Origin of the sequence: Streptomyces sp. HM190, assembly GCF_009857135.1 — a bacterium.
Taxonomy (GTDB): Bacteria; Actinomycetota; Actinomycetes; order Streptomycetales; family Streptomycetaceae; genus Streptomyces; species Streptomyces heilongjiangensis.
The window spans coordinates 1462743-1478737 of the sequence record NZ_CP047318.1 but is presented as its reverse complement, the minus strand read 5'-3'; the positions used below and the strand labels follow the sequence as shown (position 1 = coordinate 1478737).

At 71.1% G+C, this 15995-nt stretch carries 15 protein-coding genes; all 15 read left to right on the top strand.

The genetic code is table 11. From position 1 onward, the window contains the following. Window positions 1-42 precede the first annotated feature (42 nt). The 15 genes from pgsA to GSY65_RS05840 all read left to right on the top strand — a co-directional run bounded on the left by pgsA (window position 43) and on the right by GSY65_RS05840 (window position 15907). Window positions 43-792 (top strand): phosphatidylinositol phosphate synthase, encoded by a 750-nt coding sequence (pgsA, locus tag GSY65_RS05910; protein WP_159766308.1) that lies wholly within the window; start codon window positions 43-45, stop codon window positions 790-792. Then, on the top strand, window positions 789-1745 hold the full coding sequence (locus GSY65_RS05905) for a phosphatidylinositol mannoside acyltransferase (protein ID WP_159766307.1): 957 nt from the start codon (window positions 789-791) through the stop codon (window positions 1743-1745). The genes pgsA and GSY65_RS05905 overlap by 4 nt, the downstream gene beginning before the upstream one ends. Further along, window positions 1742-2902, top strand: a complete 1161-nt coding sequence (locus GSY65_RS05900) for a glycosyltransferase family 4 protein (protein ID WP_159766306.1) — start codon at window positions 1742-1744, stop codon at window positions 2900-2902. Before GSY65_RS05905 ends, GSY65_RS05900 begins: the two co-directional genes overlap by 4 nt. A gap of 275 nt (window positions 2903-3177) precedes the next feature. Next, window positions 3178-3723 carry a hypothetical protein gene (locus tag GSY65_RS05895; protein ID WP_159766305.1) on the top strand — a complete coding sequence of 182 codons (546 nt, stop codon included), beginning with the start codon at window positions 3178-3180 and terminating at the stop codon, window positions 3721-3723. 345 nt (window positions 3724-4068) lie between these two features. Next, on the top strand, window positions 4069-4986 hold the full coding sequence (gene pdxS / locus GSY65_RS05890) for a pyridoxal 5'-phosphate synthase lyase subunit PdxS (protein ID WP_159766304.1): 918 nt from the start codon (window positions 4069-4071) through the stop codon (window positions 4984-4986). Window positions 4987-4999: 13 nt separating this feature from the next. Then, window positions 5000-5608 (top strand): pyridoxal 5'-phosphate synthase glutaminase subunit PdxT, encoded by a 609-nt coding sequence (gene pdxT / locus GSY65_RS05885; protein WP_159766303.1) that lies wholly within the window; start codon window positions 5000-5002, stop codon window positions 5606-5608. A 48-nt stretch (window positions 5609-5656) separates the two neighbouring features. Then, complete coding sequence (locus GSY65_RS05880) at window positions 5657-6409, top strand: YebC/PmpR family DNA-binding transcriptional regulator (RefSeq protein ID WP_159766302.1); 753 nt, start codon at window positions 5657-5659, stop codon at window positions 6407-6409. 140 nt (window positions 6410-6549) lie between these two features. After that, window positions 6550-7134: a crossover junction endodeoxyribonuclease RuvC gene (gene ruvC, locus GSY65_RS05875; RefSeq protein WP_159766301.1), complete on the top strand. Its 585-nt coding sequence runs from the start codon at window positions 6550-6552 to the stop codon at window positions 7132-7134. Continuing rightward, complete coding sequence (gene ruvA, locus GSY65_RS05870; protein WP_055714944.1) at window positions 7131-7736, top strand: Holliday junction branch migration protein RuvA; 606 nt, start codon at window positions 7131-7133, stop codon at window positions 7734-7736. The genes ruvC and ruvA overlap by 4 nt, the downstream gene beginning before the upstream one ends. A 96-nt stretch (window positions 7737-7832) precedes the next feature. Beyond that, a complete protein-coding gene (ruvB, locus tag GSY65_RS05865) occupies window positions 7833-8903 on the top strand; it encodes a Holliday junction branch migration DNA helicase RuvB (RefSeq protein ID WP_159766300.1) in 1071 nt (356 codons plus the stop codon). A 174-nt stretch (window positions 8904-9077) separates the two neighbouring features. Continuing rightward, window positions 9078-9572, top strand: coding sequence for a preprotein translocase subunit YajC (gene yajC / locus GSY65_RS05860; protein ID WP_159766299.1), 495 nt, complete (start codon window positions 9078-9080; stop codon window positions 9570-9572). Window positions 9573-9705: 133 nt separating this feature from the next. Next, window positions 9706-11487, top strand: a complete 1782-nt coding sequence (secD, locus tag GSY65_RS05855; protein ID WP_159766298.1) for a protein translocase subunit SecD — start codon at window positions 9706-9708, stop codon at window positions 11485-11487. Between the two features lies 1 nt (window position 11488). Further along, the gene (secF, locus tag GSY65_RS05850; protein ID WP_159766297.1) at window positions 11489-12583 is read left to right on the top strand and encodes a protein translocase subunit SecF; all 1095 of its coding nucleotides are present in this window, start codon (window positions 11489-11491) and stop codon (window positions 12581-12583) included. Then, window positions 12580-13119, top strand: coding sequence for an adenine phosphoribosyltransferase (locus tag GSY65_RS05845; RefSeq protein WP_159766296.1), 540 nt, complete (start codon window positions 12580-12582; stop codon window positions 13117-13119). Before secF ends, GSY65_RS05845 begins: the two co-directional genes overlap by 4 nt. A 211-nt stretch (window positions 13120-13330) precedes the next feature. Further along, the gene (locus GSY65_RS05840; protein ID WP_159766295.1) at window positions 13331-15907 is read left to right on the top strand and encodes a RelA/SpoT family protein; all 2577 of its coding nucleotides are present in this window, start codon (window positions 13331-13333) and stop codon (window positions 15905-15907) included. Window positions 15908-15995 lie beyond the last annotated feature (88 nt).

Sequence of the window (15995 nt, the reverse complement as noted above, 5' to 3'; positions counted from 1 at the left end):
AGGCCGACGCCCGACGGCCGCCCGCGCACGCCCGTGGCTACGATGGGCCAGCCGACGGCCAGCAGGGGCCGCCCGGCGACACCGACCCTCGGGAAGGCCATGCTGAACAAGTACGCGCGTGCATTCTTCACGCGTGTCCTCACACCGTTCGCCGCGTTTCTGATCCGCAGGGGCGTCAGCCCCGACACGGTCACGCTCCTCGGCACCGCCGGAGTCGTCGCGGGCGCGCTGGTCTTCTACCCCCGGGGCGAGTTCTTCTGGGGCACCGTCGTCATCACGCTGTTCGTGTTCTCGGACCTCGTCGACGGCAACATGGCCCGCCAGATGGGCCGTTCCAGCCGCTGGGGCGCCTTCCTCGACTCCACGCTCGACCGTGTCGCCGACGGCGCGATCTTCGGCGGCTTCGCCCTGTGGTACGCGGGCAGCGGGAACGACAACGTCCTGTGCGCGGTGTCGATCTTCTGCCTGGCGAGCGGCCAGGTGGTGTCGTACACCAAGGCGCGCGGCGAGTCGATCGGCCTGCCGGTCGCGGTCAACGGCCTCGTCGAGCGCGCCGAACGCCTGGTGATCTCGCTGGTCGCCGCCGGCCTCTCGGGCCTGCACGCGTTCGGTGTGCCCGGCATCGACGTCCTGCTGCCGATCGCCCTGTGGATCGTCGCCGTCGGCAGCCTCGTCACGCTGATCCAGCGCGTGGTGACCGTGCGCCGCGAATCCGCGGAGGCGGAGGCCGCCGCCCCGGCGGCGGACCAGGCCCCGGAGGACACCGCGCACAACAGCGAGGCGACCTCGTGAGCGGTCTGCAGGAGCGCCTCACCGACGGGCTGTACGGCCTCGGCTGGGCCTCCGTGAAGAAGCTGCCGGAACCCGTCGCCGTCCGCCTCGGCACCACGATCGCCGACGCCACCTGGAAGCGGCGCGGTCCGCTCGTCCGCCGCCTGGAGTCCAACTACGCGCGCGTGGTGCCGGGCGCGAGCCCCGAGCGGCTCGCGGAGCTGTCCCGCGCGGGCATGCGGTCGTATCTGCGCTACTGGATGGAGTCCTTCCGGCTTCCCGCCTGGAGCGAGGAGCGGATAAGGACCGGCCTCACCGTCGAGGACGTCCACCACCTGACCGACGGGCTCGCCGCGCGCAGGGGCGTCGTCCTCGCGCTGCCCCACCTGGCCAACTGGGACCTCGCCGGCGCCTGGGTCACCACCGAGCTGAAGACCCCGTTCACGACGGTCGCCGAACGCCTCAAGCCCGAGTCCCTGTACGACCGCTTCGTCGCCTACCGCGAGGGCCTCGGCATGGAGGTGCTGCCGCACAACGGCGGCACCGCCTTCGGCACGCTGGCCCGGCGGCTGCGCGACGGCGGCCTGGTCTGCCTGGTCGCCGACCGCGACCTCTCGGCCTCCGGCGTCCAGGTCGACTTCTTCGGCGAGCCGACCCGGATGCCCGCCGGACCGGCCCTCCTCGCCCAGCAGACCGGAGCCCTGCTGCTGCCGGTCACGCTCTGGTACGACGACTCTCCCGTCATGCGGGGACGGGTCCATCCCCCGATCGAGGTACCCCCGTCAGGTACCCGCGCCGAGAAGACGTCTGTCATGACACAGGCGCTGGCCGATGCCTTCGCCACCGGCATCGCCGACCATCCGGAGGACTGGCACATGCTCCAGCGCTTGTGGCTCGCGGACCTCGATCCCGCGAAGGATCCTGAGAGGACCTCCGAGGGGTCCTCCGAGGACCCCGGGAAGGGACGCCCGTGAGGATCGGCATCGTCTGCCCCTACTCCTGGGACGTGCCCGGGGGAGTCCAGTTCCACATCCGCGACCTGGCCGACCATCTCATCCGCCTCGGCCACGAGGTGTCCGTCCTGGCCCCCGCCGACGACGACACGCCCCTGCCTCCCTACGTGGTCTCCGCGGGCCGCGCGGTCCCGGTGCCCTACAACGGTTCGGTGGCCCGCCTGAACTTCGGGTTCCTGTCCGCGGCCCGGGTGCGCCGGTGGCTGCACGAGGGCACGTTCGACGTGATCCACATCCACGAGCCGGCCTCGCCCTCGCTCGGCCTGCTCGCGTGCTGGGCGGCGCAGGGGCCGATCGTCGCCACGTTCCACACCTCCAACCCGCGGTCACGGGCGATGATCGCCGCGTACCCGATCCTCCAGCCCGCGCTGGAGAAGATCAGCGCGCGCATCGCGGTGAGCGAGTACGCCCGCCGCACCCTCGTCGAGCACCTCGGCGGCGACGCGGTCGTCATCCCGAACGGCGTCGACGTCGACTTCTTCGCCCGGGCCAAGCCCGAGCCCCACTGGCAGGGCGACACGCTCGGCTTCATCGGCCGTATCGACGAGCCCCGCAAGGGCCTGTCCGTCCTGATGAAGGCGCTGCCGAAGATCCTCGCCGAGCGCCCGCAGACCCGGCTGCTGGTCGCCGGGCGCGGGGACGAGGAGGAGGCCGTGGCGTCGCTGCCCGAGGAACTGCGTTCGCGCGTGGAGTTCCTCGGCATGGTCAGCGACGAGGACAAGGCGCGCTTCCTGCGCAGCGTCGACGTGTACGTCGCCCCCAACACCGGCGGCGAGAGCTTCGGCATCATCCTCGTCGAGGCCATGTCGGCGGGCGCCCCGGTGCTCGCCTCCGACCTCGACGCGTTCGCCCAGGTCCTCGACCAGGGCGCCGCCGGCGAACTCTTCGCCAACGAGGACGCCGACGCGCTCGCCACCGCCGCCGTACGCCTCCTCGCCGACCCCGCCCGCCGCGCCGAGCTCCGCGAACGCGGCAGCGCCCACGTCCGCCGCTTCGACTGGTCGACGGTCGGCGCGGACATCCTCGGCGTCTACGAGACGGTCACCGAGGGCGCGGCCTCGGTGGCGGCGGACGAGCGGATCGGCCTGCGGGCACGGCTGGGGCTGGCCAGGGACTGACACGGGCGTGCCGGGCGTGGGGCTTCGGGCGTCCGGCGTGGGGTTTCGGGCGTCGGCAGGTGAGGCGGCGGGAGCACGGCCGTGCCGCCAGGCCGGCGAGAGGCCCTCGGCGTGCCGGGTGACCCCGGCTGGGGCGCGGTCCGGTGCGATGTGTGCGGGGCTCCGGGAGGGGCGGGGGCGCAGTCCGCCCCGGTGGGGGCGCGGGCCGAGCGCTCCGACGCCCGGACTTCGGGTGGGTCCGGCGCCCGCACCCGGCACCGGTAGCCTTGCGGCCCGTGACTTCGACACTCATCTGGATCGCGGTCGTCCTCTTCGCGATCGGCCTCTACCTGAGCTGGACGGCGGGGCGCCTCGACCGTCTGCACGCGCGGATCGACGCCGCCCGTGCCGCGCTCGACGCGCAGTTGCTGCGCCGCGCCTCGGTCGCCCAGGAGCTGGCCACCTCCGGGGTGCTGGACCCCGCCGCCTCCATCGTGCTCTACGAGGCGGCGCACGCCGCGCGGCAGGCCGAGGAGGAACAGCGCGAGGTCGCCGAGAGCGAGCTGAGCCAGGCGCTGCGCGCCGTGTTCGGCGAGGCGCAGCAGGTGGAGGCGGTGCGCGAGGCACCAGGGGGCGAGGCCGCCGCGAACGAGCTGGCCCAGGCCGTCCGCCGGGTGCCCATGGCCCGCCGCTTCCACAACGACGCCGTACGAGCGGCCCGTGCCCTGCGCCGCCACCGCAAGGTCCGCTGGTTCCGGCTGGCCGGCCACGCGCCCTTCCCGCTGGCCTTCGAGATGGACGACGACCCCCCCGCGGCCCTGGCCGACCGACCGGCGACCTGACGACCGGCGACCTGACGACCGGGCGACGGACGACGCGGCGGGCGTACGGCGCCGCGGCGCGGGTACGGCGCCGCGGCCGGGGCCGGGCCACGGCCGCGCCCCCGCTGGTCAGGGGCCCGGAGCACCGCCCGAACGACCACCGGACCAGCCGCCACCCGTCGCCGCGGATCCGGCCCACCCGAGCAGGCCGGAGCACGCCCCCGAGCGGCACGGCGCGGGCCGCCCCGGGCGGTGGCCGCGAAGGAAAACGATCCACCGCCTCCCCATTGGCCCTTGCCGTGGCCTGTGCCCCTCCCGTTTCCTCGGTGATTGCAGAAACCCCCTTCCCCGAGCGAGGTCGAACCCGTGTCCAGCACGCTCCCCAATTCCGCCGCCCAGACCCCCGAGACCGGCACCGCCCGAGTGAAGCGCGGCATGGCCGAGCAGCTCAAGGGCGGCGTGATCATGGACGTCGTCACCCCGGAGCAGGCGAAGATCGCCGAGGACGCGGGCGCGGTCGCGGTCATGGCCCTGGAGCGGGTGCCGGCCGACATCCGCAAGGACGGCGGCGTCGCCCGTATGTCCGACCCGGACATGATCGAGGGCATCATCGAGGCCGTCTCCATCCCTGTCATGGCCAAGTCCCGCATCGGCCACTTCGTCGAGGCCCAGGTCCTGCAGTCCCTCGGCGTCGACTACATCGACGAGTCCGAGGTCCTCACCCCGGCCGACGAGGTCAACCACTCCGACAAGTGGGCGTTCACCACCCCCTTCGTCTGCGGCGCCACCAACCTCGGCGAGGCCCTGCGCCGCATCGCCGAGGGCGCGGCCATGATCCGCTCCAAGGGCGAGGCCGGGACCGGCAACGTCGTCGAGGCCGTCCGCCACCTGCGCCAGATCAAGAACGAGATCGCCAAGCTGCGCGGCTTCGACAACAACGAGCTGTACGCCGCCGCCAAGGAGCTGCGCGCCCCGTACGAGCTGGTCAAGGAGGTCGCCGAGCTGGGCAAGCTCCCGGTGGTCCTCTTCTCCGCCGGTGGTGTCGCCACCCCCGCCGACGCCGCCCTGATGCGGCAGCTGGGCGCCGAGGGCGTCTTCGTCGGCTCCGGCATCTTCAAGTCGGGCGACCCCGCCAAGCGCGCCGCCGCCATCGTGAAGGCCACCACCTTCTACGACGACCCGAAGATCATCGCTGACGCCTCCCGCAACCTGGGCGAGGCCATGGTCGGCATCAACTGCGACACCCTCCCCGAGGCCGAGCGCTACGCGAACCGCGGCTGGTAAGGCACTGCATCCCATGAGCAACACCCCGGTCATAGGCGTCCTGGCCCTCCAGGGCGACGTACGGGAGCACCTCATCGCCCTGGCCGCGGCCGACGCCGTGGCCAGGCCGGTGCGGCGCCCCGAGGAACTCGCCGAGGTGGACGGCCTCGTCCTGCCCGGCGGCGAGTCCACCACCATCTCCAAACTGGCCGTCCTCTTCGGCCTCATGGAGCCCCTGCGCGCGCGGGTCCGCTGCGGACTGCCCGTGTACGGCACCTGCGCCGGCCTGATCATGCTCGCCGACAAGATCCTCGACCCGCGCTCGGGCCAGGAGACCATCGGCGGCATCGACATGATCGTGCGCCGCAACGCCTTCGGACGGCAGAACGAGTCCTTCGAGGCGGCCGTCGACGTGAAGGGCGTCGAAGGTGACCCCGTGGAGGGCGTCTTCATCCGCGCCCCCTGGGTGGAGTCCGTGGGCGCGGAGACGGAAGTGCTGGCCGAGCACGACGGGCACATCGTCGCCGTACGCCAGGGCAACGCGCTGGCCACGTCGTTCCACCCGGAGCTGACCGGCGACCACCGCCTGCACGCCCTCTTTGTCGACATGGTGCGCGCGTACCGGGCGGCGGAGTCCTTGTAGGATCTCTGGGGTTCGTACGGAGTTGGGTAACGCGAAGGAGACAGGCAGATGTCCGGCCACTCTAAATGGGCTACGACGAAGCACAAGAAGGCCGTGATCGACGCCAAGCGCGGCAAGCTCTTCGCGAAGCTGATCAAGAACATCGAAGTCGCGGCCCGGATGGGCGGCGTGGACCTCGAGGGCAACCCGACGCTCTACGACGCCGTGCAGAAGGCGAAGAAGCAGTCGGTTCCCAACAAGAACATCGACTCCGCGATCAAGCGCGGTGGCGGTCTCGAGGCCGGCGGCGCCGACTACGAGACGATCATGTACGAGGGCTACGGTCCGAACGGTGTCGCGGTGCTCATCGAGTGCCTCACCGACAACCGCAACCGCGCCGCCTCCGACGTCCGCGTCGCCATGACCCGCAACGGCGGCTCCATGGCCGACCCGGGCTCCGTGTCGTACCTCTTCAACCGCAAGGGCGTCGTGATCGTCCCCAAGGGCGAACTGTCCGAGGACGACGTCCTGGAGGTCGTGCTCGACGCGGGCGCCGAGGAAGTCAACGACCTGGGCGAGTCCTTCGAGGTGCTCAGCGAGGCCACCGACCTGGTCGCGGTCCGCACCGCCCTCCAGGAGGCCGGCATCGACTACGACTCCGCCGAGGCCAACTTCGTCCCGACCATGCAGGTCGAACTGGACGAGGAGGGCGCCAAGAAGATCTTCAAGCTGATCGACGCCCTCGAGGACAGCGACGACGTCCAGAACGTCTTCGCCAACTTCGACGTCAGCGACGACGTGATGGCCAAGGTCGACGCGTAACCTCCGCGAGCCGGACGGACTCCACGTTCGAGCGGACTCCCACGGGCCGACGGGACACACCCCGTCGGCCCGTCGCGTTGTCGGCCGATGTCAGTGGCACCCGATAGCCTGCACAAACAGGTGATCGATGGGAGGGGCGCGTGCGCGTACTGGGGGTGGACCCAGGGCTGACCCGCTGCGGTGTCGGCGTCGTGGAGGGCGTCGCCGGACGGCCGCTGACCATGCTCGGCGTCGGTGTCGTCCGCACACCGGCGGACGCCGACCTCGCCCACCGCCTCGTCGCCGTGGAACAGGGCATCGAGCAGTGGCTCGACGAGCACCGCCCTGAATTCGTCGCCGTGGAGCGGGTGTTCAGCCAGCACAACGTCCGCACGGTCATGGGCACCGCCCAGGCCAGCGCCGTCGCCATGCTGTGCGCCGCCCGCCGCGGCATCCCGGTCGCCCTGCACACCCCCAGTGAGGTCAAGGCCGCCGTCACCGGCAGCGGCCGCGCCGACAAGGCCCAGGTCGGAGCCATGGTCACCCGGCTGCTGCGGCTGGACGCGCCCCCGAAGCCGGCCGACGCCGCCGACGCCCTGGCCCTCGCCATCTGCCACATCTGGCGGGCTCCCGCGCAGAGCCGCCTCCAGCAGGCCGTCGCCCTGCACACACCCAGGGCATCCCGCACAGCCCAAGCCCCGCACGCAGCCCAAGCCCCGCACGCACGGAAAGGCCGTACGGCATGATCGCCTTCGTCAGCGGCACGATCGCCGCCCTCGCTCCCGACACCGCGGTGGTCGAGGTCGGCGGCGTCGGCATGGCCGTCCAGTGCACCCCCAACACCCTTTCCACCCTGCGCCTCGGCCAGCCGGCCAAGCTCGCCACCTCCCTCGTCGTCCGCGAGGACTCCCTCACGCTCTACGGCTTCGTCGACGACGACGAGCGCCAGGTCTTCGAACTGCTCCAGACCGCGAGCGGCGTCGGCCCCCGCCTCGCCCAGGCGATGCTGGCCGTGCACACCCCCGACGCCCTGCGCCGAGCCGTGTCCACCGGCGACGAGAAAGCGCTGATCGCCGTCCCCGGCATCGGCAAGAAGGGCGCCCAGAAACTGCTGCTGGAGCTGAAGGACCGCCTCGGCGAACCCATCGGCGCCCCCGCGATCGGCGCCCCGGTCACCCAGGGCTGGCGCGACCAGCTGCACGCGGCGCTGATCGGCCTCGGCTACGCGACCCGTGAGGCCGACGAGGCCGTGTCGGCCGTGGCCCCCCAGGCCGAGGCCGCCGAAGGCACGCCCCAGGTGGGCCAGTTGCTGAAGGCGGCCCTCCAGACCCTCAACAGAGCCCGCTGACCGCCCCGTCGAGGCCGCGCACCGCCCGCGGGCCCGGTACCCACGACTCCTCCAGCACCGCCCCTCCACCCGACCGCGACCCGCGAGGCACAGCAGATGAACTGGGACGACACGACCGACGCGACAGCCCCCGAGCGGCTGGTGGGTTCTGTCGCCGACCGTGAGGACCAGGCCGTCGAGGCGGCCCTGCGCCCGAAGGACCTGGACGAGTTCATCGGCCAGGAGAAGGTCCGCGAACAACTCGACCTCGTCCTGCGGGCCGCCCGCGCGCGCGGGGCGACGGCCGACCACGTCCTGCTCTCCGGCGCCCCCGGCCTCGGCAAGACCACCCTCTCCATGATCATCGCGGCCGAGATGGGCGCCCCCATCCGCATCACCTCCGGCCCCGCCATCCAGCACGCGGGCGACCTGGCCGCGATCCTCTCCTCCCTCCAGGAGGGCGAGGTCCTCTTCCTCGACGAGATCCACCGCATGTCCCGGCCCGCCGAGGAGATGCTGTACATGGCGATGGAGGACTTCCGGGTCGACGTCATCGTCGGCAAGGGCCCCGGCGCCACCGCCATCCCGCTGGAACTGCCCCCGTTCACGCTGGTCGGTGCCACCACCCGCGCGGGACTGCTGCCGCCGCCGCTGCGCGACCGCTTCGGCTTCACCGCGCACATGGAGTTCTACGAGCCCGCCGAACTGGAACGGGTCATCCACCGCTCGGCGAACTTGCTCGACGTGGAGATCAACCCGGACGGCGCCGCCGAGATCGCCGGCCGCTCGCGGGGCACGCCCCGCATCGCCAACCGCCTGCTGCGCCGCGTCCGCGACTACGCGCAGGTCAAGGCCGACGGGATCATCACTCGCGACATCGCCGCGGCGGCCCTCGCCGTCTACGAGGTGGACGCCCGAGGTCTGGACCGTCTCGACCGGGGTGTCCTCGAAGCCCTGCTCAAGCTCTTCGGCGGCGGACCGGTCGGCCTGTCCACCCTCGCCGTCGCCGTGGGGGAGGAGCGCGAGACCGTCGAAGAGGTCGCCGAACCCTTCCTCGTCCGTGAGGGACTGCTCGCCCGCACCCCCCGCGGACGCGTCGCCACCCCGGCCGCCTGGACCCACCTCGGCCTCACCCCGCCACGCGGCACGACCGGCGGAAACGGACAACAGGACCTGTTCGGGGCGTGACCGTCTCGTGACGGCGCGGTACTCGCCCGGCAAGGAACCACGGTGACATGCTGTGCGTTGTTCCATCACGGTGGACTCGCTTAGACTCCGCCGATGCCGCCCTTGTCGGCAGCGCACATACCCCCAACCATCAGGCCGCTCGCCATCGCGGTCGTGTGAAGGAAGTTCCGACCCGTGAGTCTCGTGACCCTCCTCCCGTTCATCGTGCTCATCGGGGCCATGATCCTGATGACCCGATCGGCCAAGAAGAAGCAGCAGCAGGCCGTCGACATGCGGAACCAGATGCAGCCCGGTTCCGGCGTCCGCACGATCGGGGGCATGTACGCGACGGTCAAGGAGGTCAGCGAGGACACGGTCCTCCTCGACGCCGGGCCGGGCGTCGAGCTGCTGTTCGCGAAGAACGCCATCGGTGCCGTCCTCAGCGACGAGGAGTACAACCGCATCGTCCACGGCATCGAGCACGACCTGAAGTCCGACATCGTCCCGGACGACGCCTCCTCCCTCACCGAGAACGACGAGCCCTCCGACGACGCTTCCGCCGCTTCCGACGACAAGCCCATCGACCTCGGCAAGAAGGACGTGTCCGGCGACGCGACCGACGAGCCCGTCGAGGCGAAGGCCGACGAAGCAGAGCCGAAGAAGACAGACGGCGAGTCCGACGCGAAGTAGTCACGTCCCGGGAGCACGGGCGTGAACCGCCCGCGCCCCGGGTACGTGCCGTCCTCGTCCGGATTCCCGACACCAGTCATGGCCGCCTCCGCGCTGACCCCGCGCACGGCGGCCCGAGAGGGAGTACGAGAAGGTGGCAGCACCGAAGAAGGGCCGGAGCGCCAGCACCCAGAGCAAGCCTGGGCGCGCGCTGGCCCTCATCCTGATCGCCATCGTGGCGCTCACTGGGGGAATGTTTGCCTCCGGACACACGAAACCGCGTCTCGGCATCGACCTCGCCGGTGGTACGAGCATCACGCTGACGGCGATCAACGAGCCCGGCCAGCCCAACGCGATCAACAAGACCAACATGGACACCGCGGTCGAGATCATGAACCGCCGGGTCAACGGTCTGGGCGTCTCCGAGGCGGAAGTGCAGACCCAGGGCAATGAGAACATCATTGTCAACATCCCCAAGGGCACGGACTCCGAGGAAGCCCGGCAGCAGGTCGGCACCACCGCGAAGCTCTACTTCCGCCCCGTGCTGAAGGTCGAGGGCAGCGGAGCCGCCGCCCTCCCCAGCACCCCGCCGAGCGGCGACGCCAGCGGCAGCGCCTCGCCGAGCCCGTCGAAGTCCGGCGACAAGAACGCGGACAACGGCACCGACAAGGCGACGTCTCCCGAGTCCGCCAGTCCCACGGGCTCCGCGTCCCCGCAGGGCCGCGCCGTCACCGACGCGCTGAAGGCCGACCCGACTCCGTCCCCGAGCGGCTCCGCCTCCCCGAGCGCCGACAAGGCCTCGCCGACCCCCACCCCGAGCGCCGACAAGGCCACCCAGGACCTGGAGGCGGCGTACGCGAAGCTCGACTGCAGCGACCCCAAGCAGCGGGCCACGGCGGGCAAGGGCAAGAACGACGAGCCCATCATCGCCTGCGGTGAGGAAGCCCCGAAGGTCTGGAGCAAGTTCCTGCTCGGCCCGGTCGGCGTCGACGGCACGGAGATCACCAAGGCGCAGGCGATCCTCGACACCCAGAACGGCAGCGGGTGGAAGGTCGTCATGGACTTCGACTCCAAGGGCGGCAAGAAGTTCCTCGACGTCACCACCAAGCTCTCCAGCCAGGCCTCCCCGCAGAACCAGTTCGCGATCGTCCTGGACGACGAGGTGGTCTCCCACCCCGAGGTGAACGGCCCGATCACCGGCGGCAAGGCCGAGATCTCCGGCAGCTTCACCCAGCAGGAGGCGCAGAACCTCTCCAACATGCTGTCGTACGGCGCGCTCCCGCTGACCTTCAAGGAGTCCAGCGTCACCACGGTGGACGCCGCGCTCGGCGGTGAGCAGCTGCACGCGGGTCTGATCGCCGGCGCCATCGGCCTCGCCCTGGTCGTGATCTACCTGCTCGTGTACTACCGCGGCCTGTCGCTCATCGCGATCGCCTCGCTGCTGGTGTCCGCGGCGCTCACCTACGTCATCATGTCGCTGCTCGGACCGGCCATCGGCTTCGCGCTGAACCTGCCCGCGGTGTGCGGCGCGATCGTCGCGATCGGAATCACGGCGGACTCGTTCATCGTGTACTTCGAACGCGTCCGGGACGAGATCCGCGAGGGCCGCAGCCTCCGTCCGGCCGTCGAGCGCGCCTGGCCGCGTGCCCGACGCACCATCCTGGTCTCCGACTTCGTGTCGTTCCTCGCCGCCGCGGTGCTCTTCGTGGTCACCGTCGGCAAGGTGCAGGGCTTCGCGTTCACGCTCGGTCTGACCACCCTGCTCGACGTCGTCGTGGTGTTCTTCTTCACCAAGCCGCTGCTGACGCTGCTGGCCCGCAGGAAGTTCTTCGCAGGCGGCCACCGCTTGTCCGGCCTCGACCCGAAGAGCCTGGGTGTGCAGCCCCCGCTGCGCCGCACGCGCCGTCCTGCCCCCGCCGACCCGAAGGAGGCCTGAGATGTCCAAGCTCGGTGACCTCGGAGCACGACTCCACCGCGGCGAGGTCGGGTACGACTTCGTCGGCAACCGCAAGATCTGGTACGCGGTCTCCATCCTGATCACCATCACGGCCATCCTCGGCCTGGCGGTGCGCGGCATGAACATGGGCATCGAGTTCCAGGGCGGTGCCGTCTTCACCACCCCGAAGACCAGCGTCTCCTCCACCGAGGCGGAGCACGCTGCGGAGAAGGCGTCCGGTCACGACGCCATCGTGCAGGGCCTCGGCACCGGCGCGCTGCGGATCCAGGTCTCCGGTGTCGAGACCGGCCAGGCCGACCAGATCAAGAAGGACATCGCCCAGGACCTCAAGCTCGACCCGGAGAAGATCAGCGCGGAGCTGGTCGGCCCCAGCTGGGGTGACCAGATCGCGAACAAGGCCTGGCAGGGTCTGGCCATCTTCCTGGTCCTCGTGGTGATCTACCTGGCGATCGCGTTCGAGTGGCGCATGGCCGTCGCCGCGTTCGTCGCCCTGATCCACGACATCACCATCACCGTCGGCATCTACGCCCTCGTCGGCTTCGAGGTGACGCCGGGCACGGTGATCGGTCTGCTGACCATCCTCGGTTACTCGCTCTACGACACGGTCGTCGTCTTCGACAGCCTCAAGGAGCAGACGAAGGACATCACCAAGCAGACCCGCTGGACGTACAGCGAGATCGCCAACCGCTCGATCAACAGCACCCTGGTGCGGTCCATCAACACCACGGTGGTCGCGCTGCTGCCGGTCGCCGGCCTCCTCTTCATCGGTGGCGGTGTCCTCGGCGCGGGCATGCTCAACGACATCTCGCTGTCGCTGTTCGTCGGCCTCGCGGCCGGCGCGTACTCCTCGATCTTCATCGCCACGCCGCTCGTCGCCGACCTCAAGGAGCGCGAGCCGCAGATGAAGGCCCTGAAGAAGCGGGTCCTCGCCAAGCGCGCGCAGGCCGAGCAGGCGGCGGACACCGCCGCCGACGGCCCGCACGGGGACCAGCACGAGGACGCGACGCCCGCCGTGGTCGGGCCGCGTTCCCAGTCCGGGGCCCGCAGCCGCGGCCGGGGCGGTAAGCGGCGATGACCGACATCAAGGAACTGCTGCTCAGCCGCATCCGTGACGTCGCGGACTACCCGGAGCCGGGCGTGATGTTCAAGGACATCACCCCGCTGCTGGCCGACCCGGCGGCGTTCACCGCCCTCACGGACGCGCTGGCCGAGCTGACCGTCCGGCACGGCGCCACGAAGATCGTCGGTCTGGAGGCCCGCGGCTTCATCCTGGGCGCCCCGGCCGCCGTCCGGGCCGGCGTCGGCTTCATCCCCGTACGCAAGGCGGGCAAGCTCCCCGGAGCCACCCTCAGCCAGGCGTACGACCTGGAGTACGGCTCCGCCGAGATCGAGGTGCACGCCGAGGACCTCGTCGTGGGCGACCGCGTCATGGTCATCGACGACGTCCTCGCCACCGGCGGCACCGCCGAGGCGTCCCTCCAGCTCATCCGCCGCGCCGGCGCCGACGTGGCGGGCGTCGTGGTGCTGATGGAGCTGGCGTTCCTGGCCGGACGGCAGCGTCTGGAGCCGGCGCTCGGCGGGGCACCGCTGGAGGCGTTGATCACCGTCTGAGACGGTGCGCGCGACCACGTGGAGCGGGCGCCCCGGGATTCGTCCCCGGGGCGCCCGCTCCGTTCGTGGACGTGTGCCGCCCGCGGCACCCCTGGAGTTTCGCGGGTAGACGGCCCTCGCACTGGCCTGAAGGCGATCCCGGGGCGCAGGATCGCTACCATGGGTGCTCCGGAGCCTGACCGGGGACCCGGATCGCGCACGAGGAGCCCTCTTGCCAGACGAGGCCCAGCACCTGACCGCCGCCAAGCCCGAGCCCGCCTCGGGCCCCGCGGCCAAGCCCGCGCAGAACGCGACGCAGGCGAAGAACCCCGCGCAGGGCTCCGTCGAGCACGCCCAGTCCGCGCCCGCCGAGAAGGCCGCCGAGCCGTCGCGCCCCAAGCCCGCCCCCGGCGCCGACTCCCCCCGCACCGGGGCGGACCCGGCGCCCGAGCGCCCCGCGCCCACCCCGCCGCCCCCGGCCCGCTCCGCCGCCCCCGGCCAGCCCGCCCGCTCCGGCTCCTCCAACCGCGTCCGCGCCCGCCTCGCCCGCCTGGGCGTGCAGCGCTCCAACCCGTACAACCCGGTCCTGGAGCCGCTGCTGCGGATCGTGCGCAGCAACGACCCGAAGATCGAGACGTCCACGCTGCGCCAGATCGAGAAGGCGTACCAGGTCGCCGAGCGCTGGCACCGGGGCCAGAAGCGCAAGAGCGGCGACCCGTACATCACCCACCCCCTCGCGGTGACCACGATCCTCGCCGAGCTGGGTATGGATCCGGCCACGCTGATGGCGGGCCTGCTGCACGACACCGTCGAGGACACCGAGTACGGCCTCGACCAGCTCCGCCGAGACTTCGGGGACTCCGTCGCCCTCCTCGTCGACGGCGTCACCAAGCTGGACAAGGTCAAGTTCGGCGAGGCCGCGCAGGCCGAGACCGTGCGCAAGATGGTCGTCGCCATGGCCAAGGACCCCCGCGTCCTGGTCATCAAGCTCGCAGACCGCCTGCACAACATGCGCACCATGCGCTACCTCAAGCGCGAGAAGCAGGAGAAGAAGGCGCGCGAGACCCTGGAGATCTACGCGCCGCTCGCCCACCGCCTGGGCATGAACACCATCAAGTGGGAGCTGGAGGACCTCGCCTTCGCGATCCTCTACCCCAAGATGTACGACGAGATCGTCCGTCTCGTCGCCGAGCGGGCCCCCAAGCGCGACGAGTACCTCGCCATAGTGACCGACGAGGTGCAGCAGGACCTGCGCGCGGCCCGGATCAAGGCGACCGTCACCGGCCGCCCCAAGCACTACTACAGCGTCTACCAGAAGATGATCGTCCGCGGCCGTGACTTCGCGGAGATCTACGACCTGGTCGGCATCCGCGTCCTGGTGGACACCGTCCGTGACTGCTACGCGGCCCTGGGCACCGTCCACGCCCGCTGGAACCCGGTTCCGGGGCGGTTCAAGGACTACATCGCGATGCCCAAGTTCAACATGTACCAGTCGCTGCACACGACGGTCATCGGACCCAACGGCAAGCCCGTCGAACTCCAGATCCGCACGTTCGACATGCACCGCCGCGCCGAGTACGGCATCGCCGCGCACTGGAAGTACAAGCAGGAGGCCGTCGCCGGCGCCTCCAAGGTGCGCACCGACGCGCCCCGGACCTCCGGCAAGGACGACCACCTCAACGACATGGCGTGGCTGCGCCAGCTGCTCGACTGGCAGAAGGAGACCGAGGACCCCGGCGAGTTCCTGGAGTCCCTGCGCTTCGACCTGTCCCGCAACGAGGTCTTCGTCTTCACCCCGAAGGGCGACGTCATAGCGTTGCCGGCCAGCGCCACCCCCGTCGACTTCGCGTACGCGGTCCACACCGAGGTCGGCCACCGCACCATAGGCGCCCGCGTCAACGGCCGCCTGGTCCCGCTGGAATCCACCCTCGACAACGGCGACCTGGTGGAGGTCTTCACCTCCAAGGCGGCCGGCGCGGGCCCCTCCCGCGACTGGCTCGGCTTCGTGAAGTCGCCGCGCGCCCGCAACAAGATCCGTGCCTGGTTCTCCAAGGAGCGCCGCGACGAGGCCATCGAGCAGGGCAAGGACGCCATCGTCCGCGCCATGCGCAAGCAGAACCTGCCGATCCAGCGCATCCTCACCGGCGACTCCCTGGTCACCCTGGCGCACGAGATGCGCTACCCGGACATCTCCGCGCTGTACGCCGCCATAGGCGAGGGCCATGTCTCCGCGCAGAGCGTGGTGCAGAAGCTCGTCCAGGCCCTCGGCGGCGAGGAGGCGGCCACCGAGGAGATCGACGAGTCGGTACCGCCCACCCGCAGTCGCCGCAAGCGGCGCGGCAGCAACGACCCCGGTGTCGTCGTCAAGGGCGTCGACGACGTCTGGGTCAAGCTCGCCCGCTGCTGCACCCCCGTCCCCGGCGACCCCATCATCGGCTTCGTCACCCGCGGCAGCGGCGTCTCGGTCCACCGCAGCGACTGCGTCAACGTCGAGTCGCTGTCCCGTGAACCCGAGCGCATCCTCGACGTCGAGTGGGCACCCACCCAGTCCTCGGTGTTCCTCGTCGCCATACAGGTCGAGGCCCTGGACCGCTCCCGGCTGCTGTCGGACGTCACCCGCGTCCTGTCCGACCAGCACGTCAACATCCTCTCGGCGGCCGTCCAGACCTCCCGCGACCGCGTCGCCACCTCCCGCTTCACCTTCGAGATGGGCGACCCGAAGCACCTGGGCCACGTCCTGAAGGCCGTCAGGGGAGTGGAGGGCGTCTACGACGTGTACCGGGTGACCTCGGCGCGCAGGCCCGGCTGACCGGACGTGCCGCCCCCGCAGACAGCGGACGACGAGTGAGGGGCTCCCGTACGAACCGTACGGGAGCCCCTCACTCGTCGTGGAGCAC

Excerpts from the sequence above, each read along its gene's own strand:
- pgsA (WP_159766308.1), top strand. The coding sequence starts at position 43 with ATGGGCCAGCCGACGGCCAGCAGGGGCCGCCCGGCGACACCGACCCTC.
- pdxT (WP_159766303.1), top strand. The coding sequence starts at position 5,000 with ATGAGCAACACCCCGGTCATAGGCGTCCTGGCCCTCCAGGGCGACGTA.
- GSY65_RS05880 (WP_159766302.1), top strand. The coding sequence starts at position 5,657 with ATGTCCGGCCACTCTAAATGGGCTACGACGAAGCACAAGAAGGCCGTG.
- ruvA (WP_055714944.1), top strand. The coding sequence starts at position 7,131 with ATGATCGCCTTCGTCAGCGGCACGATCGCCGCCCTCGCTCCCGACACC.
- ruvB (WP_159766300.1), top strand. The coding sequence starts at position 7,833 with ATGAACTGGGACGACACGACCGACGCGACAGCCCCCGAGCGGCTGGTG.
- secF (WP_159766297.1), top strand. The coding sequence starts at position 11,489 with ATGTCCAAGCTCGGTGACCTCGGAGCACGACTCCACCGCGGCGAGGTC.
- GSY65_RS05845 (WP_159766296.1), top strand. The coding sequence starts at position 12,580 with ATGACCGACATCAAGGAACTGCTGCTCAGCCGCATCCGTGACGTCGCG.